We start from the raw sequence: 17002 nt of genomic DNA on the forward strand, positions 1-17002 counted from the left end.
CGGGGAGGGGAAGGGCGGTCGGGTGCGGGGTTGAGTTCGGTTCAAAGCGGTAGGTGGCCGGTTCGGGTGGGTAGCGATTTCGCATGAAATTGGCAGCGTTGTCGACGGAGGCTGCGGTGGGGAGGTCGCCAATTTCATGCGAAATCGTCGAAGCTCGGCACCGTTGTGACGGTCGTTCGGGTGCTCGGTGTCGTGGTGCGTGGGCCGGTCAGCCGGACCAGCGGTAGCGGCGTTCGGGGCGGCCGGTTCCGCCGTAGCGGAGGCGGACTTCGGCGCGACCGGTCTCGGCGAAGTGCTCCAGGTACTTGCGGGCGCTGACCCGGGAGATCTCGCTGGCCTCCGCGCACTCCGTGGCCGACAGGTCGCCGCCCGCCGCCGTCGCCTCGCGCAGGATCCGCTCGACGATGTCCGAGGTCTCGTTGGTCAGCCCCTTCGGCGGTGTCGTGCGGCGGGTGCGGGTGCCGAAGAGGCGGTCGACGTCGTGCTGCGCGGCGGGGGCGTTGGCGGGCAGTTCGCCGAGCTTGCTGTGCAGCGACCGGAAGTTCTCCAGCTGGTCGCGCAGCGCCTCGAAGCTGAACGGCTTGATCAGGTAGTGCAGCGCGCCGCCGCGGATGGCGCCGCGCACCGCCTCCAGGTCGCGGGCCGCGGTGATCATGATGACGTCGGGGTCGGCGGTCGGGTGCGCGCGCAGCTGCCGCAGCACCGAGAGCCCGTCGACGTCGGGCAGGTAGATGTCGAGCAGCACCAGGTCGGGCCGCAGCTCGTCCACCGCGCGGATCGCGTCGGTCCCGGTGTGCACGGCAGCGACGACCTCGAAACCGGGCACCCGCGCCACGTACCCGCTGTGGACCTTGGCGACCATGAAGTCGTCGTCCACCACCAACACCTTGATCATACCTGCGGTCCTTCCAGCGGCAGCCGCGCGGTGAACACCGCGCCGTGTGCGTTGTGCACCTGCACCGAGCCGCCGCGACGATGACAGATCTGCCTGGTCATGGCCAGCCCCAGCCCGCGATCACCGCCGCGCGCGGCCTTGGTGGTGAAGCCGTGCCGGAAGACCTCCTCGACGATCTCGGCGGCCACCCCGGGGCCCGAATCGCGCACCACGGCGACGACTTCGTCGGTGCTGCGCAGGTCGACCTCGATCCAGCGGTCGGCCTCCGCTGAGCCCTCCAGCGCGTCCAGCGCGTTGTCGACGAGGTTGCCCAGCACCGTGACCAGGTCGGCGGAGAGCTCTTCGCCGATCTCGGGCAGGTAGCTGCCCTCGTCCAGGCGCAGCCCGACGCCGCGCTCGGCGGCCAGGCTGGCCTTGGCGATCAGCAGCGCGGCGGTGGCCGGGTCGTGGATGCGCGCGGTGACCTCGGCGTGCCACTGCTCGTGGCGGTGGCTGATGCGCAGCACGTAGCGCTGCACCTCGTCGTACTCGCCCAGCTCGATGAGCCCGGAGATGGTGTGCAGCCGGTTGCTGAACTCGTGCGCCTGGGCGCGCAGCGTGTCGGTGGTGTCGCGGTGCACGGCCAGCTCCCGCTGCAGGTCGACGAGTTCGGTGCGGTCGCGCATGGTGACCACCGCGCCGACCGAGGAGATCGGCATCCGGTTGAGCACCACGACCTTGCCGCGCCGCAGCACGATCTGGTCGACGCCGTCGGTGCGGCCGGTGAGCACGTCGCGGGCGCGGTCGTTGAGGTCCAGCGAGTCGATGTCGCGGCCGACGCAGTCGTCGGACAGCGACAGCAGCTGCCGCGCCTGGTCGTTGACCAGCGTGATCCGGTTCTGCTCGTCGACGCCCAGCACGCCTTCGCGCACGCCGTGCAGCAGCGCCTCGCGGTGCTCGACCAGCCGCGTGATCTCGCGCGGCTCCAGCCCGAGCGTCTGCCGCTTGACCCGTCGCGCCAGCAGCACCGATCCGGCCACGCCGAGGACGGTGGCGAAGGCCAGCAGCGCCAGCGGGTTCTCGGGAGCTTCGCGCAGGCCCTGCAGCACGTCCGGGGTGTCGCTGCCCGCCGCGACCACCCCGATGATCTGCGCGTCCTGGGAGATCACCGGCACGTGCGCCACCAGCGAGTCCGCGTCGTCGGTGCTGATCTCGCCGACCCAGGAGCGGCCGTGCAGCACGGTGCTCTCACCGAGCGGCAGCGGTTTGCCGCGCTGGGCAGGATCGGGCGAGGTGAGCACGATGCCGCGGTGGTCGGCGATGATCACGGCATCGGCGCCGGAGAGGCTGCGGGCGGACTCGGCGAAGATCGGCAGCGCGTCGCGGCGGAAGGGGTTGAGCAGGCTGACCCGCACGCCGTCGGTGGCGGCCAGGTCCTCGGCCACCGAGAGCATCCGCCTGCCCTCGGTGGCCCGGAACGCGACGTCGGTCTGCGCCACGGAGAACACCGCGACCGACGCGAGCAGCACGAAGATGATCAGCAGCTGCCAGCTCAGCAGCTGCCGGGACAGCGACGCCTGCACCCGCAGCACGATGGTCACCTCCGCCAGGACCGGGTCCGGGAACGTTAACCCGTCCGTTGCCGGGGCAAACACCGGATCGGCCCGGTTACACAAGTGACAGAAGTGTCGATAGCTGCAAAAGGGCGACACGGCCGGTGCGCGGGTGCAGCATGGCGTGCATCACGTTCCGGCTGCCCGCGCGGTGGCCCGGCACCGGCGGATGCCGCTGGTGCCCGCGTGATTCCGCGGCGCTTCGGCGCAGGCCGCGGAACTGCGCGAGTCGACGGTGCCCGCTCACCCCCGGGCATCCGCACGTGACGTGGCCCGGTCGCACATCCCCCGGCGACCGGGCCATCACGTTCACCCGGCACCACGCCGGACCAGCTCCTCGAAGGCGGCGACGTCGCCGATGACCTCCTCCGCGCGCTCGGGCTGCTCGGCCAGTTCGGCGTAGCGCTGGCCGATCTCGTCGGCGTTGTCGGCGGTGATCCCGGTGGCGATCACGACGGATGCCGCGTGGAGGCCCTTCGGGGCCAGTTCGAGGTGCAGGGCCCGCGCCCAGTTCCGCAGACCTGCCATCGCGAGCCCGACGTTGCCGAGGAACGGCGCAGGCACCTTCGACGACGCACCGGTGGTCAGCAGCAGCGTTCCGCTGCCGCGGCGGAGCATCGCGGGCAGGACGTGGCCGACCGCGGCGACCCCGCCCAGCGTGCTCAGCGCGAACTGCGCGGCGGCGGTCTCCGGCGTGGTCTCGGCGGCCGAGGTGATCGGCGCGCCCTGCGGCCCCGGGCTGTACTCGAGCACGTCGATCTCGCCGAGTTCGCCCCGCAGCCCGTCGAGCGCGCCCGCCAGGGCGGCGTGGTCGGCGACGTCGGCCGGGCGGGCGGCGGCGGTGATGCCGAGCCCGCCCAGTTCGCGGACCGAAGCCGCCAAGCGCCCGGCATCCCGGGCGATCAACCCGACCCGGTACCCGCGCTCGCCGAAAGCGCGCGCCACTCCCATGCCGAGCCCCGGCCCTGCTCCCACGATCACCAGCGTTCGGTGCACCAGATCCTCCAGTGGTTACTGTTCATCCGGGGGCATCGTCGGGTCCCGGCCGAAGTCGTTGCAAGACGGCACATTTCGGTGCGCTGCGCACAAGGAGGTAACCGTTGGAGGACGAGGGCGGGGTCTGCCGGGAGGTGCTGCAGAACGTGGCGCTGGTGGGGGACAAGTGGAGCCTGCTGGTCCTCGGGCAGCTCCGCGGCGGCCGGCGCCGGTTCGGCGAGCTGCAGCGCGCCGTGCCCGGCATCTCGCAGCGGATGCTCACCGTGACGGTGCGCAAGCTGGAGCGCGACGGGCTGGTCAGCCGCCACGTGCGCGCGAGCGTGCCGCCGCAGGTGTCCTACGAGCTCACCGGGATCGGCCGGTCCTTGCTGGTGGCGGCGCTGGGGCTCGGGGAGTGGGCGGTCGAGCACCGGGTGGCGATCGCGGCCCACCGGGACCGCTTCGACGCGAACTGACCCGGTGGAAACCGTGGCCTTTTCCCGGCGGGCTTTGTAGCGTGCTCGGCATCGACCAATGGAGGTCTGGATGTCGGCTGTCGCCGCGGTGCAGGCGAACCACTTCGAAGCCTGGCAGCAGGTCATCTCGAACGCGTTCGTGCCGTTGCAGGCGAGCGCCACGCGGCAGGGCCGGTTCCGCGCGCGGATCCGGTCGAACCACATCGGCGCGATGCACCTCTCGGAGATCTCCGCCGCGCCGCACCGGGTTTCGCGCACCTCGAAGCTGATCCGCAGCGGCGACGCCGGGCAGCTCAAGGTCAGCCTGCAGGTGCGCGGCAACGCCGTGGTCTGCCAGGACGGTCGCGAAACCGTGCTCGCACCAGGCGATTTCGCGCTCTACGACACCGGCCGGCCGTACTCGCTGAGCTTCGACGAGTCGTTCCGCGCCGTGGTGCTGATGTTCCCCCGGGAGCTGCTGCGGCTGCGCCCGCACGACCTCGCCGACCTGCGCGCGCGGCGGTTCGACGGCCACCGCGGCACCGGGCGGCTGGTGCGCTCGCTGGTGCAGGAGCTGTGCGTGCGGGAGGACGCGGCCGGATCGCGTTCCGGGCTGCTGATCTGCGACGCGGTGCTGGACGTGCTGTCCGCGGCGGTGGAGGAGGGCGTGGAGCCCGCGGTGCTGCGCGGTGACCTGCTCGGGCGGCTGCGGTCGTTCGTCGAGCAGCACCTCTCCGACCCCGAGCTGGGGCCGGAGACGATCGCGGCGGAGAACCACATCTCGGTGCGCTACCTGCACAAGCTGTTCTCGGCCGACGGCGTCCCGGTCAGCGGCTGGATCCGCGCCCGCAGGCTGGAGCGCTGCCGCCGCGACCTGGCGGACCCGGAACTGGCGGAACTGCCGGTCAGCGCCATCGCGGGCCGCTGGGGCCTGCCCAACGCGGCCCACTTCTCCAAGCTGTTCAAAGCCACCTTCGGCCTCTCCCCGCGCGAATACCGCTCAGCCCACCTCGGCGGCTGAGTCCCGCGCCGATGCCGCCCGGCACATCAGCAGCTCCGTTTCCCCTGTTCAGCTCCCGTGAGCACTTTGGGGGGCTATAGCACCACAAAGCACTCACGGGCCGCCACCTGCGGAAACGGCGCCTCTCGCCGATCCGTGCGCGGGTGGACAACAGGAGTTCGCGCGTGGGCAAGAGGCACGGGCCGGGCGGCAGCAGAGTGGTCGGCGTCGCCAGCAACCAGGAGGAGAACGTGCGCCGACAACTGCTCATCGGCGGCAGCTGGGTGCCTGCCGCCGACGGGGCCGAGCTGCTCACCCACGACCCGGCAACCGGTGAACTGCTGGGGCGCTGCGCCGACGCGGGCGCGGCCGACGTCGACCGCGCGGTCGCCAGCGCGCGCGAGGCGTTCGCCGATCCCGGCTGGCGCGAGATGCCGCCCGCCGAGCGGGCCCGGCTGCTGTGGCGGATCGCCGACCTCATCGAGGACTCGGCCGACGAGCTCGCCCGGTTGGAGACCCGCGACCAGGGCCAGCCGATCGGCGTGGCCCGCGGTGTCAGCGTGTCGATGGCCGCCGAGGTGTTCCGCTACTACGCGGGCTGGTGCACCAAGGTCGAAGGCGCGACCTCGCCGGTGTCGGTGCCCAACGCGCTGCACTACACCCGTCGCGAGCCGGTCGGGGTGTGCGCGCTGATCACGCCGTGGAACTTCCCGCTGATGATCGCCGCCTGGAAGCTGGCCCCAGCCTTGGCCTGCGGGAACACCGCGATCCTCAAGCCCGCGGAGCAGACACCGCTGTCCACTGTGGAGCTGGCGCGGCTGTGCGCGGAGGCCGGGGTGCCCGCCGGCGCGGTGAACTGCCTGACCGGTGGCCCGGACGCCGGCCGGGCGCTGGCCGAGCACCCGGCGGTGGACAAGGTGTCGTTCACCGGCTCCACCGAGGTCGGCAAGAAGATCGTGGTGGCCGCCGCGGGCAACCTCAAGCGCGTCAGCCTCGAACTCGGCGGCAAGGCGCCGAGCATCATCGCCCGCGACGCCGACATCGACGCCGCCGTCGCCGGGAACCTGCAGGGCGCGCTGCTCAACTCCGGCCAGGTCTGCGCCGCCTACACCCGCTTCTACGTCGACAGCAAGCGCGTCGACGAGTTCGCCACCAAGATCGCCGAAGCCGCGGAGGGCCTGCGGCTGGGCGCCGGGCTCGACCCGGACACCCAGCTCGGCCCGCTGGTCTCGGCCGAGCACCTCGACAACGTCGCCGGATACGTCGAAACCGGTCTGGCCGAGGGCGCGCAGCTGGTCACCGGCGGCAGGCGCGGCGACGGGCCGGGCCACTTCTTCCACCCGACCGTGTTCTCCGGTGTCACCGATGGGATGACGATCGCGCGCGAGGAGATATTCGGGCCGGTGCTGTCGGTGCTGCCCTACGACGATCCGGAGGAGCTGCCCGCGCGGGCCAACGACACCGAGTACGGCCTGGCCGCGTGCGTGTGGACCAGGGATCTGGCCACCGCGCACCGCACCGCGGCGGCGATCCGGGCGGGCAACGTGTTCGTCAACATGCTCCCGCTGCTGGACCCGGCCGCGCCGTGGGGCGGTTTCGGGGCCAGCGGGTGGGGGAGGGAAATGGGTGCCCACGCACTGGACGAATTCACCGAGACCAAGGGAGTCTGGGTGGGCCTGGGTTGAGCTGTTCGCCGACGTTCGAGAGGTTGGACGCGATGACGATGCACCCGCTGGAACCGCTGAGCGAGGCGGAGTTCCTGCGCAACCGCGACATCCTGCAGCAGGCGGGCCTGCTGCACGAGTCGACCCGTTTTCCCCTGGTGCAGCTGGTGGAACCGGACAAGGCGAGCGTGCTCGCGCACCGCGACGGCGATCCGGTGGACCGCCGCGCGCGTTCGGTGCTGCTCGACGTCGGCACCGGGGAGCTGACCACCACCGTGGTGTCTTTGACCAGCGGCGAAGTGGTCGACAAGGCCGTGGTGAACCCCGCCGAGCACGGCCAGCCGCCGGTGATGCTCGACGAGTACGAGCTGGTCGAGCGCATCGTTCGCGCCGACGAGACCTGGCAGCGCGCCCTCCGCGAGCGCGGCTTCGACGACATCTCCAAGGTGCGCGTGTGCCCGCTGTCGGCGGGCTGGTTCGGCGCCGAGGAGGAGCGCGGCAAGCGGCTGCTGCGCGCGCTGGCGTTCGCCCAGGACAGCCCGGACGAACTGCCCTGGGCGCACCCGATCGACGGGCTGGTGGCCTACGTCGACGTGATCGGGCAGCGGGTGCTGGAGGTCGTCGACGACCGGAAGTTCCCGGTGCCGCAGGAGAGCGGCGACTACGCCGCCGGGCCGCACCGGGACAGCCTGCGCCCGATCGAGATCACCCAGCCCGAGGGCCCGAGCTTCCAGGTCGACGGACACGAGGTGCGGTGGGAGAACTGGCGGTTCCGCATCGGCTTCGACCCGCGCGAGGGCCTGGTGCTGCACCAGCTGTCCTTCCGCGACGGCGACCGCGAGCGGCCGGTGATCTACCGAGCGTCGATCGCCGAGATGGTGGTCAACTACGGCGATCCGTCGCCGGTCCGGTTCTGGCAGAACTACTTCGACGCCGGCGAGTACGCGATGGGCAAGCTGGCCAACGAACTCGTGCTCGGCTGCGACTGCCTCGGCGAGATCCGCTACTTCGACGCGGTGGTGGCGCAGGAGGACGGCACGCCGCGCACGCTGCGCAACGCGGTGTGCATGCACGAGGAGGACGCCGGGGTGCTGTGGAAGCACACCGACGTGTTCACCGGATCGGCCGAGACGCGGCGGCAGCGGCGCCTGGTGGTGTCGTTCTTCGTCTCGGTCGGCAACTACGACTACGGCTTCTACTGGTACCTCTACCTGGACGGCACCATCCAGCTGGAGACCAAGGCGACCGGCATCGTGTTCACCTCCGCCTACCCGGAGGAGGGCTCGCGCTGGGCCAGCGAGCTCGCGCCCGGTGTCGGCGGCCCGTACCACCAGCACCTGTTCAGCGCGCGCCTGGACATGATGGTGGACGGCACCCGCAACGCGGTGGACGAGGTCGAGGCGCAGCGGGTGCCGATCGGCCCGGACAACCCGCACGGCAACGCCTTCACCCGCAGCGCCACGCGGCTGGCGCGGGAGAGCGACGCGGGCCGCGAAGCGAACCCGGCCGCGGGCCGGACCTGGCACGTGGTCAACACCGAGCGCACCAACCGCCTCGGCCAACCGGTCGGCTACGCCCTGCACCCGCAGGGGTATCCGGTCCTGCTGTCCGACCCGGAGTCCTCGATCGCCAAGCGCGCCGCGTTCGCGACCAAGCACCTGTGGGTCACCCAGCACGACCAGGAGGAGCGCTACCCGGCGGGCGAGTGGGTGAACCAGAACCACGGCGGTGCGGGCATCCCGGCGTTCACCGCGGCGGACCGCGGCATCGACGGCGAGGACATCGTGCTGTGGCACACCTTCGGCCTGACGCACTTCCCGCGCAGCGAGGACTGGCCGATCATGCCGGTGGACCTCTGCGGGTTCACCCTGAAACCGGTGGGCTTCTTCGACCGGAACCCGACCCTCGACGTCCCGCCCAGCACCAGCACCGGCTCCCACTGCTGCGAGAGCTGACCGGCCGCGAGTGCGCAACAGCGTTCCGACGCTGTTGCGCACTCGCGCTTTCGTGCGGGAAGTGCTTGGGCGGCAGCCGTTTCGGCCCCCGCGCGCGTTGCGCTACGATGTGCCACGACATCTCACCGTGGGCTCAGCCTCGCCAAACAGCTTCCTCGGGTCCGATGACCTGGGAGAAGGTGGGAGTCACACCGCGTAGTAGCAAGGTGTGCTTGACATGGCTGAGCGAGTTCGTCGGCGTTCTGCGCCGTCCACGTTGCGCTCCGGAGCGCCGGAATCGACTCCCGCTGAAAACCCGCCGACGCCGCGCCCTTGGCTGGTGCTCGGCATCTTCTGCGCCGGTTTCTTCATGGCGCTGCTGGACGGAACGGTCGTCAACATCGCCGTTCCGACGTTGATCGAGGGCCTCGGCGCGTCGTACGACCAGGTCCTGTGGGTGGTCGACGCCTACCTGCTGGTCTTCTCGGTGCTGCTGATCACGACGGGGCGGCTCGGGGACGGTTTCGGGTACCGGCGCTTGTTCCTGGCCGGAATCGTCACCTTCACCGTCGCGTCCGCGCTGTGCGGGTTCGCGGGTTCCCCGGAACAGCTCATCGCCGGGCGGGTGCTCCAGGGGCTGGGCGCGGCGCTGCTCTTCCCGCAGGTGATCTCCTCGATCCTCGCGATCTTCCCGCCGCAGCAGCGGGGCAAGGCCTTCGGCGTGTTCGGGGCGATCGCAGGCCTCGCGCCGATCCTCGGCCCGATCGCCGGGGGATTCGTCCTCGCCCACCTCGGCTGGCGGTGGATCTTCTTCATCAACCTGCCGATCGGGGTGATCACCGCGGTGCTGGTCCTGGTGTTCGTTCCCGAGCTGCGGGGCGGGCGCGTCCGCGGGATCGACCTGACCGGCGTCGTGCTGGCCACCGCAGGGCTGACCGGCGTCGTGTTCGGTCTGATCGAAGGCCCGCGCTACGGCTGGGGAACGATCGCCGGCCCGGTCGGCATCACCTCGGTCGTCGTCGGAGGGGTCGCGCTCCTGGTGCTGTTCGTGCTCTGGCAGCACAACCGGCCGGGCGAGCCGTTGATGCCGCTGGAGCTGTTCACCGGCCGGAACTTCGCCGTCGGCAACTGGATCGGCTTCGCCTTCCAGCTCGGCATGATCGGCATCGCCTTCGTGCTCGTGCTCTACCTGCAGGTGGTGCTGGGTCTCACGGCGCTGGAAACGGGTTTCGTCCTGCTGCCCAACGCCGTCCTCACCGCGATCGGATCGGCCTGCGCCGGGAGGCTGGCCGACGAGTTCGGCGGCCGGTCGGTCCTCGCGCTGGGAATGGCCCTGCTGGCAGCCGGTCTGGTGGTCGTCGTGGCGACTGCGGGGCCGGATTCGAGCGCGTGGCAGCTGCTGCCGGGTCTGCTGATCATCGGCATCGCCAGCGGCGCGACCTTCGCGCCGCTGCAGCAGGTCACCATGGACGGGGTCGATCCGGCGCTCGCGGGCGCCGCGTCGGGCGTCTCCAGCACCACCCGGCAGGTCGGTGGCGTGCTCGGCACCGCTGTCCTGGGCGCGGTGCTGGCGGCCGTCCTGAACGCGTCGCTGCGGAGCGAGGCCACCGTGCGCGCGGCCCAGCTGCCCGAGGGGTTGCGCGAGCAGTTCGTGGCGAGCGCGACCGCTCGGGCAGGCCGGTTCGGCCCGCCTGCCGTGCCGAACGGTCTGCTTCCAGCGGATGCCGCCGCGTTCGCCGAGGCCGGCCGGGAGGCGTTCGCGGTCGCGTTCGTGACGGCCATGGACGTGGCGTTGCTTAGTTCGGCCGCGGTGCTCGTCCTGGCTGCGTTGTGCTGCGCCCTGCTGAAGGCCCGTGAACCGGAGCGGGCGGCCGCGGAATGACCGGCAGTGGGCGCGGTGCGGGTGGTTCGTGCCGCGCCCACTCGGTGGCGTCGGAGGTGAGAAGCTGGTGCGGTGAGCACTGCCAAACGATGCCCCTGCGGGCTCGGTGAACCGTTCGCCGAGTGCTGCGCCCCGCTGCACTCCGGTGAGCGTCGCGCGAGCACCGCCGAGCAGTTGATGCGTTCCAGGTTCAGCGCTTTCGCGGTCGGGGATGCCGCCTACCTGCTGGAGTCCTGGCACCCTTCGACGCGGCCGGACGAGGTGGAGCTCGATCCCCAGCAGCGCTGGCTGCACCTGGAGATCCTGCAGCGCACCGGCGGCGGGCCGTTCGACTCGGCGGGCACGGTGCGGTTCCGGGCGCACTACCGGCTGCCGGGGGAGAAGGGCGCGCTGACCGAGAACAGCCGCTTCGTCAAGGAAGGCGGGGCCTGGTTCTACGTCGACGGCGACCACGAATGATCGCCGCACAACGGGCCTCGGCGCGGTTCGAACAGGGTCACTAGACTTCACCGGGTGGCGGAATACCGGATCGACGATCTTGCTCGGGCAGCGGGGACGACGGTGCGCAACGTGCGCGTCTACCAGGACCGGGAACTGCTGCCGCCGCCCCGGCGGCAGGGCCGCACCGCGATCTACTCCGACGCGCACCTGGTCCGGCTGCGGCTGATCATCAACATGCTCGAGCGCGGTTACGCGTTCGCGCAGATCAAGGAGATGATCTCGGCCTGGGAGTCCGGCCGCAGCCTCGGCGACGTGCTCGGCCTGGAGGAGGTCGTCGGCGAGTCCTGGGCCGAGGAAGCACCCCGCGCGGTCACCGCCACCGAGCTGCGCCGGATGTTCGGCAAGCAGTTCAGCCCCGGCAACGTCAAGCGCGCGATGGAGCTCGGCCTGCTGGAGCGGCGCGGGCGGGGATTCGTCTCCCAGAGCCCGCAGCTGCTGGACGCCGGTGCCGAGCTGGTCAGCCTCGGCGTGCCGCTCGGCGAGGTGCTCGACCTGGCCGAACAGCTCCAGCAGGACATCGACCACGTGGCGGGCCACCTGGTGGAGATGGTCCGCAGGCACGTCCTGACCCGCCCGGTCCCGAGCGAGGAGGAGGTCCCGTACTACAGCGACGTCCTCCAGCGCCTGCGCCCGCTGGTGATGTCGGCCCTCAACGCGGCGGCGGCCCGCTCGGCGGCCCGGGTGATCCCGGAGGTCCTCGGCGACCGCCTGATCGAGATGGTCGCCGGTTCCGAGGAGCACGCCAAGCGGGCCTGACCCCGCTCAGCCGCGTGCTGCGGCCGGGCGTTCGCGGAACAGCAGGAGCGCCGCGATGACCACCACGACGCCGGTGGCCGCGTGGATCCCGAAGGCCGCTGCCGGGGATCCGCCGCTGGTCAGGACGGCGACGGTGTCGCCGAAGGGGACGCCCGCCGCGGCGAGCGCGATCCAGGCCAAGACCCGGCGCTGGCCCAGGGCGAGCAGGATGAAGATCACCGCCGCGCTGAACAGGTCGCGGACGCCCTTGACGATGAAGTAGCCCGCGGCGTTGCCCTGCGGCCACTCGGGGATGCCGAAGCCCGCCGCCGCTCCGGCCCCGTCGACGACGAAGCGGAGTCCGAAGGAGACCACGAACAGTCCCAGCACGACGATCAATCCGGTGTTGAACCTGCGCAGCGTCATGAACCACTCCAAGGTCTAGCGCTGATCGATGCACTAGCAACGCTAGCGATAATGCCGCTCGATTGTCTAGCGGTGCTAGGATCCAGTCATGTCCGTGCAGGAGCGCAAGCAACGGGAACGTGCCGAGCGGCACCGGCTGATCGTCGATTCGGCGCGGGAACTCCTCGAAGCCGAAGGGTGGGACGCGGTCACGACTCGGCGGCTGGCCGAACGCGTTGAGTACAGCCAACCCGTGCTGTACAGCCACTTCCGCGGCAAGGACGCCATCCTCGCGGCGGTGGCGGTGAACGGTTTCGCCGAGCTCGGCGTCGAGCTGCGCCGGGCGCGCACGGGCCGCCGCTCACCCAAAGCCGCCCTGCGCGCGGTGATCGACGCCTACCTCGGATTCGCGCAGGACCGCCCGGCGCTCTACGAAGCGATGTTCGTCCGGCCGCTGGACATCCCCTTCGGCGCCGACGATTCGCCCGCCGAGCTCAAGGAGGCGTTCGCCGAGATCATCGCCGTGCTGGAACCGCTGGCCGGCGACCGCGACGTGGAGACCTACGCAGAAGTCGTCTGGAGCGCGGTCCACGGCCTGGCCGTCCTCGCCCGCGGCGACCGCCTCCGCGCCAGCCACCGCGAAGCACGCCTGGACCTGCTGATCGACAGCGTGGCCTAGGCGCCGGCACGCCGCGATCACGGGCCGTGTGACACTCCTTGCCGACCGCAGCCCGAACCCATGACACCCCTCGTGTCAACGGAGTCCTGCTCGACCGCGCCTCGGGGAACCGTGATGCAACCCAGCCACGAGAAACCGCGAAACGCGAGGTCGATCCCGGGCGCAACCACCACTGAAGAACGCGGAGGGGCGGATCGCCCATGACCGACGCAGCACCCGAGACGAAGACCGCGACGGACCGTGTGGCGCGCGTGCTCACCGAGATCTTCGCACCGTGGGTGATCGTGGTGGTGCTGCCGCTCGCGGTCGCCTGGCGGGCCACCGAGAGCATCGGCCCGGCGCTGGGCTGGGGGCTGCTGGTCTCGGCGACCAGCAGCATCCTGCCGATGGGCGTCATCGTGTGGGGCGCGCGCACCGGGCGCTGGGACAGCCACCACGTGCGCGACCGGGCGGGCCGGTTCGTGCCGTTCGTGGCGCTGATCGTGATGAGCCTGGTGGGCCTGGGGCTGCTGGTGCTGCTGAGCGCGCCGTGGCTGCTGATCGCCCTGGACATCGCGATGATCGTGTCCCTGTTCGTCACCGGCGGGATCACGGTCTGGTGGAAGATCTCGATGCACTCGGCGGTGGCGGCGGGCGCGGTGGTGATCCTCGCGATGCTCTTCCACCCGGTGTGCTGGGCCCTGCTGCTGGTGGTCGCGGCGATCTCGTGGTCCCGAGTGCACCTCCGCGACCACACGGCGGCCCAGGTCACCATCGGCGCGATCGTGGGCGCGATCGTCGGCGGCGGCCTCTTCGCGGCCCTCGCCTGACTCCTGGTCCCGAGCGCGGTGGGTTGGTGGCGATTTCGCGCGAAATCGGCGTTCCGCATGACGGCGAGGTGGCGATTTCGCGCGAAATCGCACTCGAAACCGCACCCGCGCTCCCAGGCGGAACACCGAACGCGGCGTCGCGCGGCACGGGTGGCGTAAGGGTCCTGGTCCGGGACGGCCTCGGGGCACTGCCGGATCCCGGTGCGGCAGCAGGACGTCATGGTGAAGCCATGCTGATGCCCTTGTTGTCGGTCACGGCCATCGGCTTGGTGACCGCAGTTCTCGTCGTCATCACCCGGCACGCACCACCGGTCCGCGCCTTGCTCCTGGGACTGGTCGGGGCATGGGCCGGTTTCGCCGGGGGAGCTGTCGTCGGAGTCGTCGTCGACGTCATCGCGGGAACCGGGTGGATGGTCGCTCTCGCCGGGCACGTAGTCGCCGTCATCGGCGCGGCGGCCGCGGGCCGGTACACCGCCGCGGTCCGGGAAGGCGGGGCCTGATGATCGGGAAGGCGTTGCTCCCAGGTCTGCTGGCGGTCGCGCTCCTCGGTACCGCCGCGTGCGGTGCGGCGGAATCTCCTGGCGCTGGAACGAGGACCGACGAGGCGGCTGTGCTCGACCTGATGAACCGCTACGTCGCGGCCTGGAACGCCGGTGATGGCCAGGCGTTCGGCGCTGCCTACGCGCCCGAGGCCACCCACGTCACCTTCGACGGTGCGCTGCTGCGCGGGCGAACCGAGATCGCCGGGGTGCACTCGCAGCTGTTCGGGACGTTCCTGCGCGGTTCGCGGATCGAGCTCCAGGTCGAGGACCTGCGGCTCGTCACCGACGACGTGGCGGTCCTGCACACCTCGGGCGGGATCCTGGAAGCCGGGGACACCGCGCTGTCGGCCGACCGGCGATCGATGAACACCATGATCGCCGCGAAGCACGCCGACGGCTGGGCCCTCACGACGGTTCAGGTCACCCGGATCGCTTGACGGGTCAGGTCGCCGGGAGGTCGGCCCGGGCCCGGTCGCGCACCTTCGCGACGATAGGGGAGAGCTCCGCCGCCCGGCTGACCTTGATCAGCCAGCTCGCCTCGGTGCGGGTGTCGGAGGCGACTCCGCGGTACGGCGCGCTGCTCTCGTCCGGTTCCGGTTGGTGGCGGTGGCCCGCGGCGTGCGCGTCCAGCGCCGTCACCAGGCAGGCCGCTTCCACGGTCTGGTGCGCCGCGCGCTCGTCGAGGCCCGCTTCACCGGCTGCCCGGCGGGCCCACGCGCTCACCTCGGGGTGGACGTAGGGGCGCAGGACGAGCTGGGCGTCGCGGATCTCCACCACCCGGCGGTACAGGGCGAACTGCGCGTTCGGCGCGCCCATTCCCGCGGGCAGGGTGATCTGCGGGAGCTCACCGGCCAACCGGTTCCACAGTGGACGGAGCTGGCGGGCCTGCTGCTTGGTGCGCCACCAGTCGAACGGCAACGACAACCGCGGTCCCCACACGGGCATGGTGGCGCCGAGCGCGACCAGCGCCACGCACGCCGCCGCGCAGGCCCCGCCGATCGGGTCCAGGATGCCGGGCTGGTGCCCGGCCACCGACACGGCCGCGGCGGCGATCTTGCTCGCCGCCCAGGCCGCCGAGGCCACGCAGCCCGCCTGGATCGTGCGGAGCCCGGCCCGCAGCCAGCGGCGGCTGGTCTGGGAGATGTAGCTGCGCAGGAACCAGCCGAACGCCAGCGTGGCCGAGCCGATGTAGAGCGAGAACACCACGAGGTAGGCCGCCACGGCGGGGCGGTCGGCGAAGGCGGCCAGGAAGTCCGGGTCGAACGGGATGCCCGCGGACATCAGCAGCACCGCCATGACGGCCGCTGCGATCGCGGCCACCAGGAACTGGATGCGCATCACGCGGCGCGCTTCGGCGGGCTCGTGGACCAGGTGCGCCAGCAGCCCGTGCACGCACACCGCCGCCAGGATGGCCAGCATGTTCGCCACCAGCCGCCCGGAGTTCGGGATCGGCTCCCAGGTCGCCACCCAGGTCAGCGAGGTGGTGGCGACCAGCGCAGCGGACAGGCCCACCGAACCGATCGCGCCGCACAGGTAGCGCACGCTCGGCGTCGGCGAACGCCGGGACTGGACGAGCTTGGCCAGCGCTGCCAGCACCGCGATGAGACCGGCGCTCTGCAGGACGATGCTGGTCATCGGCGCTTCTCGGGGCCGCGGCGGGCGCTGTCGAAGGTCGCCTGGATCTCGCGCAGCGTGCGGCCCGACTTCGCGTCGAGCTTGCGCACCCGCCGGATCGGCGCCGGGGCGCGGCCCGCGCGGTACAGGTAGAGGCTGGCCACCAGCTCGGCTTCCTGCTCGGTGGTGGCGTCGAAGGCCGAGCGGCCGAGCACGCTCTGCACCAGCTCCCGCGGCAGGTCCGGCACCAGCGCCGCCACCAGCGGCGAGTCGGCGAGCTTGGTGTCGGAGTGCCCGCACACCAGGTGCCCGACCTCGTGCAGGATGATGTGCTCCTCGTGCAGCGGGGTGCTCGGCAGGTAGCCGATCACGTCCCGGTCGGCCAGCGAGATCAGCGCCCCGCACGGGCTGTCGGACTCCACAGCGGACACCCGGCGCAGCTCGATCGGCCGCCCGCGCAGCTCGGCGAGCTCGGCGATGAACGCTTCCAGGTCCCACGGCGACGGCAGGGGCAGGGCGGCCGCCAGCTCCTGGCACCGGGCCGCGAGATCGCGCTGCTGGGACGGGTTCACATCGCGATCCTGGCTCATGACCAGCACCAGGCGCACGCAGCGGAACGACTCGTGATCAGGCTCATGCTTCATCGTGACCCGAGGTGTTGGAGCGGCGCAGGTCCTCGACCACGCCGCGAATGCGGTCGGCTTGGGCCGGGGTCAGCCCGCGCAGGCTCACCGCCTCCACACCCCCCTCCTTCAGGCTGCGCAGCTCCACCAGCGCGGCCAGCTGGGTGCGGATCCGCTCGCCGTGCTCGCCGTCGTCGAAGGTGTCCAGCGGGACGCCGAAGAAGCCGGCCAGCGCCTTGAGGTGCTGCCAGCCGGGGTTCGGCGACTCACCGGAGAGGATCTTGTACAGCTGCGAGAGCGAGATGCCGGTGGCCGCGGCGATCGCCTTCACCTCGTAGGGCTTGCCCGTCTCGCGGTTGGGGAAGGACTCCCGCAGCCACGCCAGCCGCTCGGCCAGGGCGGCGCCAGGGTCGTTCATCACACTCTCCGGGATTTCACGGGTCTTGGACCGTTTCGGCGATTGACGGATTCTCGCATCTAAGATTACCGTCTGTCGAGATTCCACGATCGTGGAATCGGGGTGCTGGGGGTGTGCCAGACAGGGCGTGGCGCGGCGTGCGCACCGCGTCCTGCCTGGCACCCAAGCCTCCCACGGCCGTTGTGATCGCCACCGCAGCTGCGCCGGAGGTCGTCACCCGGGGTGACGGGGGCCACGCGCCGGAAAACCTGCTGTTGTCCAATGCGGACGTTTGCGACA

Annotated in this window: 18 protein-coding genes; 11 read left to right on the forward strand and 7 right to left on the reverse strand. The window is 71.4% G+C overall.

Translation table 11 applies throughout. The features are described 5' to 3' along the window. Nucleotides 1–208: 208 nt before the first annotated feature. The 3 genes from OU416_RS32500 to OU416_RS32510 all read right to left on the reverse strand — a co-directional run bounded on the left by OU416_RS32500 (nucleotide 209) and on the right by OU416_RS32510 (nucleotide 3483). Complete coding sequence (locus tag OU416_RS32500) at nucleotides 209–895, reverse strand: response regulator (RefSeq protein ID WP_270930889.1); 687 nt, start codon at nucleotides 893–895, stop codon at nucleotides 209–211. Then, nucleotides 892–2466 carry a sensor histidine kinase gene (locus OU416_RS32505; RefSeq protein ID WP_270930985.1) on the reverse strand — a complete coding sequence of 525 codons (1575 nt, stop codon included), beginning with the start codon at nucleotides 2464–2466 and terminating at the stop codon, nucleotides 892–894. The genes OU416_RS32500 and OU416_RS32505 overlap by 4 nt, the downstream gene beginning before the upstream one ends. A gap of 330 nt (nucleotides 2467–2796) precedes the next feature. Continuing rightward, nucleotides 2797–3483: an SDR family NAD(P)-dependent oxidoreductase gene (locus OU416_RS32510; protein ID WP_270930890.1), complete on the reverse strand. Its 687-nt coding sequence runs from the start codon at nucleotides 3481–3483 to the stop codon at nucleotides 2797–2799. 104 nt (nucleotides 3484–3587) lie between these two features. Between OU416_RS32510 and OU416_RS32515 the strand changes: the two genes are divergently transcribed. From OU416_RS32515 to OU416_RS32545, 7 genes are all read left to right on the forward strand, one after another. Then, the gene (locus tag OU416_RS32515; RefSeq protein WP_270930891.1) at nucleotides 3588–3938 is read left to right on the forward strand and encodes a winged helix-turn-helix transcriptional regulator; all 351 of its coding nucleotides are present in this window, start codon (nucleotides 3588–3590) and stop codon (nucleotides 3936–3938) included. Nucleotides 3939–4008: 70 nt separating this feature from the next. Next, nucleotides 4009–4938 carry an AraC-like ligand-binding domain-containing protein gene (locus tag OU416_RS32520; protein ID WP_270930892.1) on the forward strand — a complete coding sequence of 310 codons (930 nt, stop codon included), beginning with the start codon at nucleotides 4009–4011 and terminating at the stop codon, nucleotides 4936–4938. Between the two features lie 230 nt (nucleotides 4939–5168). Beyond that, the gene (locus OU416_RS32525) at nucleotides 5169–6602 is read left to right on the forward strand and encodes an aldehyde dehydrogenase family protein (protein ID WP_270930986.1); all 1434 of its coding nucleotides are present in this window, start codon (nucleotides 5169–5171) and stop codon (nucleotides 6600–6602) included. A gap of 32 nt (nucleotides 6603–6634) precedes the next feature. Continuing rightward, complete coding sequence (locus OU416_RS32530) at nucleotides 6635–8536, forward strand: primary-amine oxidase (RefSeq protein WP_270930893.1); 1902 nt, start codon at nucleotides 6635–6637, stop codon at nucleotides 8534–8536. A 217-nt stretch (nucleotides 8537–8753) separates the two neighbouring features. Beyond that, on the forward strand, nucleotides 8754–10397 hold the full coding sequence (locus tag OU416_RS32535) for a DHA2 family efflux MFS transporter permease subunit (protein WP_270930894.1): 1644 nt from the start codon (nucleotides 8754–8756) through the stop codon (nucleotides 10395–10397). 72 nt (nucleotides 10398–10469) lie between these two features. Beyond that, nucleotides 10470–10856, forward strand: coding sequence for a YchJ family protein (locus tag OU416_RS32540; RefSeq protein ID WP_270930895.1), 387 nt, complete (start codon nucleotides 10470–10472; stop codon nucleotides 10854–10856). A gap of 54 nt (nucleotides 10857–10910) precedes the next feature. Next, nucleotides 10911–11654 carry a MerR family transcriptional regulator gene (locus OU416_RS32545; protein WP_093357977.1) on the forward strand — a complete coding sequence of 248 codons (744 nt, stop codon included), beginning with the start codon at nucleotides 10911–10913 and terminating at the stop codon, nucleotides 11652–11654. Nucleotides 11655–11660: 6 nt separating this feature from the next. Here the strand turns inward: OU416_RS32545 and OU416_RS32550 are convergent, their stop codons facing one another. Then, a complete protein-coding gene (locus tag OU416_RS32550) occupies nucleotides 11661–12059 on the reverse strand; it encodes a DUF4267 domain-containing protein (RefSeq protein ID WP_270930896.1) in 399 nt (132 codons plus the stop codon). Nucleotides 12060–12147: 88 nt separating this feature from the next. Here OU416_RS32550 and OU416_RS32555 point away from each other — a divergent pair, with 88 nt between their 5' ends. The 4 genes from OU416_RS32555 (at nucleotide 12148) to OU416_RS32570 (ending at nucleotide 14505) form a co-directional block, all read left to right on the forward strand. Further along, nucleotides 12148–12717 (forward strand): TetR/AcrR family transcriptional regulator, encoded by a 570-nt coding sequence (locus OU416_RS32555; protein ID WP_270930897.1) that lies wholly within the window; start codon nucleotides 12148–12150, stop codon nucleotides 12715–12717. Between the two features lie 200 nt (nucleotides 12718–12917). Beyond that, the gene (locus OU416_RS32560; RefSeq protein ID WP_270930898.1) at nucleotides 12918–13526 is read left to right on the forward strand and encodes a phosphatase PAP2 family protein; all 609 of its coding nucleotides are present in this window, start codon (nucleotides 12918–12920) and stop codon (nucleotides 13524–13526) included. A gap of 230 nt (nucleotides 13527–13756) precedes the next feature. Beyond that, nucleotides 13757–14026, forward strand: a complete 270-nt coding sequence (locus tag OU416_RS32565; protein ID WP_270930899.1) for a hypothetical protein — start codon at nucleotides 13757–13759, stop codon at nucleotides 14024–14026. Beyond that, on the forward strand, nucleotides 14026–14505 hold the full coding sequence (locus OU416_RS32570; RefSeq protein WP_270930900.1) for an SgcJ/EcaC family oxidoreductase: 480 nt from the start codon (nucleotides 14026–14028) through the stop codon (nucleotides 14503–14505). Before OU416_RS32565 ends, OU416_RS32570 begins: the two co-directional genes overlap by 1 nt. A gap of 4 nt (nucleotides 14506–14509) precedes the next feature. Here OU416_RS32570 and OU416_RS32575 read toward each other — a convergent pair whose 3' ends face one another. Genes OU416_RS32575 through OU416_RS32585 form a run of 3 tightly spaced genes read right to left on the reverse strand, consistent with a single transcriptional unit; the run spans nucleotide 14510 to nucleotide 16723 of the window. Beyond that, the gene (locus tag OU416_RS32575; protein WP_270930901.1) at nucleotides 14510–15703 is read right to left on the reverse strand and encodes an MAB_1171c family putative transporter; all 1194 of its coding nucleotides are present in this window, start codon (nucleotides 15701–15703) and stop codon (nucleotides 14510–14512) included. Continuing rightward, nucleotides 15700–16326, reverse strand: a complete 627-nt coding sequence (locus tag OU416_RS32580; protein WP_270930902.1) for a M48 family metalloprotease — start codon at nucleotides 16324–16326, stop codon at nucleotides 15700–15702. The genes OU416_RS32575 and OU416_RS32580 overlap by 4 nt, the downstream gene beginning before the upstream one ends. Beyond that, nucleotides 16316–16723 (reverse strand): helix-turn-helix domain-containing protein, encoded by a 408-nt coding sequence (locus OU416_RS32585; RefSeq protein WP_270930903.1) that lies wholly within the window; start codon nucleotides 16721–16723, stop codon nucleotides 16316–16318. The genes OU416_RS32580 and OU416_RS32585 overlap by 11 nt, the downstream gene beginning before the upstream one ends. Nucleotides 16724–17002 lie beyond the last annotated feature (279 nt).

This window comes from Saccharopolyspora indica, from assembly GCF_027853965.1.
Taxonomy (GTDB): Bacteria; Actinomycetota; Actinomycetes; order Mycobacteriales; family Pseudonocardiaceae; genus Saccharopolyspora; species Saccharopolyspora indica.

What these genes read in the sequence shown, in the direction of transcription:
- OU416_RS32500 (WP_270930889.1), bottom strand. Translation starts at nt 895, where the DNA reads ATGATCAAGGTGTTGGTGGTGGACGACGACTTCATGGTCGCCAAGGTC.
- OU416_RS32520 (WP_270930892.1), top strand. Translation starts at nt 4,009, where the DNA reads ATGTCGGCTGTCGCCGCGGTGCAGGCGAACCACTTCGAAGCCTGGCAG.
- OU416_RS32530 (WP_270930893.1), top strand. Translation starts at nt 6,635, where the DNA reads ATGACGATGCACCCGCTGGAACCGCTGAGCGAGGCGGAGTTCCTGCGC.
- OU416_RS32535 (WP_270930894.1), top strand. Translation starts at nt 8,754, where the DNA reads ATGGCTGAGCGAGTTCGTCGGCGTTCTGCGCCGTCCACGTTGCGCTCC.
- OU416_RS32550 (WP_270930896.1), bottom strand. Translation starts at nt 12,059, where the DNA reads ATGACGCTGCGCAGGTTCAACACCGGATTGATCGTCGTGCTGGGACTG.
- OU416_RS32555 (WP_270930897.1), top strand. Translation starts at nt 12,148, where the DNA reads ATGTCCGTGCAGGAGCGCAAGCAACGGGAACGTGCCGAGCGGCACCGG.
- OU416_RS32560 (WP_270930898.1), top strand. Translation starts at nt 12,918, where the DNA reads ATGACCGACGCAGCACCCGAGACGAAGACCGCGACGGACCGTGTGGCG.
- OU416_RS32565 (WP_270930899.1), top strand. Translation starts at nt 13,757, where the DNA reads ATGCTGATGCCCTTGTTGTCGGTCACGGCCATCGGCTTGGTGACCGCA.
- OU416_RS32570 (WP_270930900.1), top strand. Translation starts at nt 14,026, where the DNA reads ATGATCGGGAAGGCGTTGCTCCCAGGTCTGCTGGCGGTCGCGCTCCTC.
- OU416_RS32575 (WP_270930901.1), bottom strand. Translation starts at nt 15,703, where the DNA reads ATGACCAGCATCGTCCTGCAGAGCGCCGGTCTCATCGCGGTGCTGGCA.
- OU416_RS32580 (WP_270930902.1), bottom strand. Translation starts at nt 16,326, where the DNA reads ATGAAGCATGAGCCTGATCACGAGTCGTTCCGCTGCGTGCGCCTGGTG.
- OU416_RS32585 (WP_270930903.1), bottom strand. Translation starts at nt 16,723, where the DNA reads ATGAACGACCCTGGCGCCGCCCTGGCCGAGCGGCTGGCGTGGCTGCGG.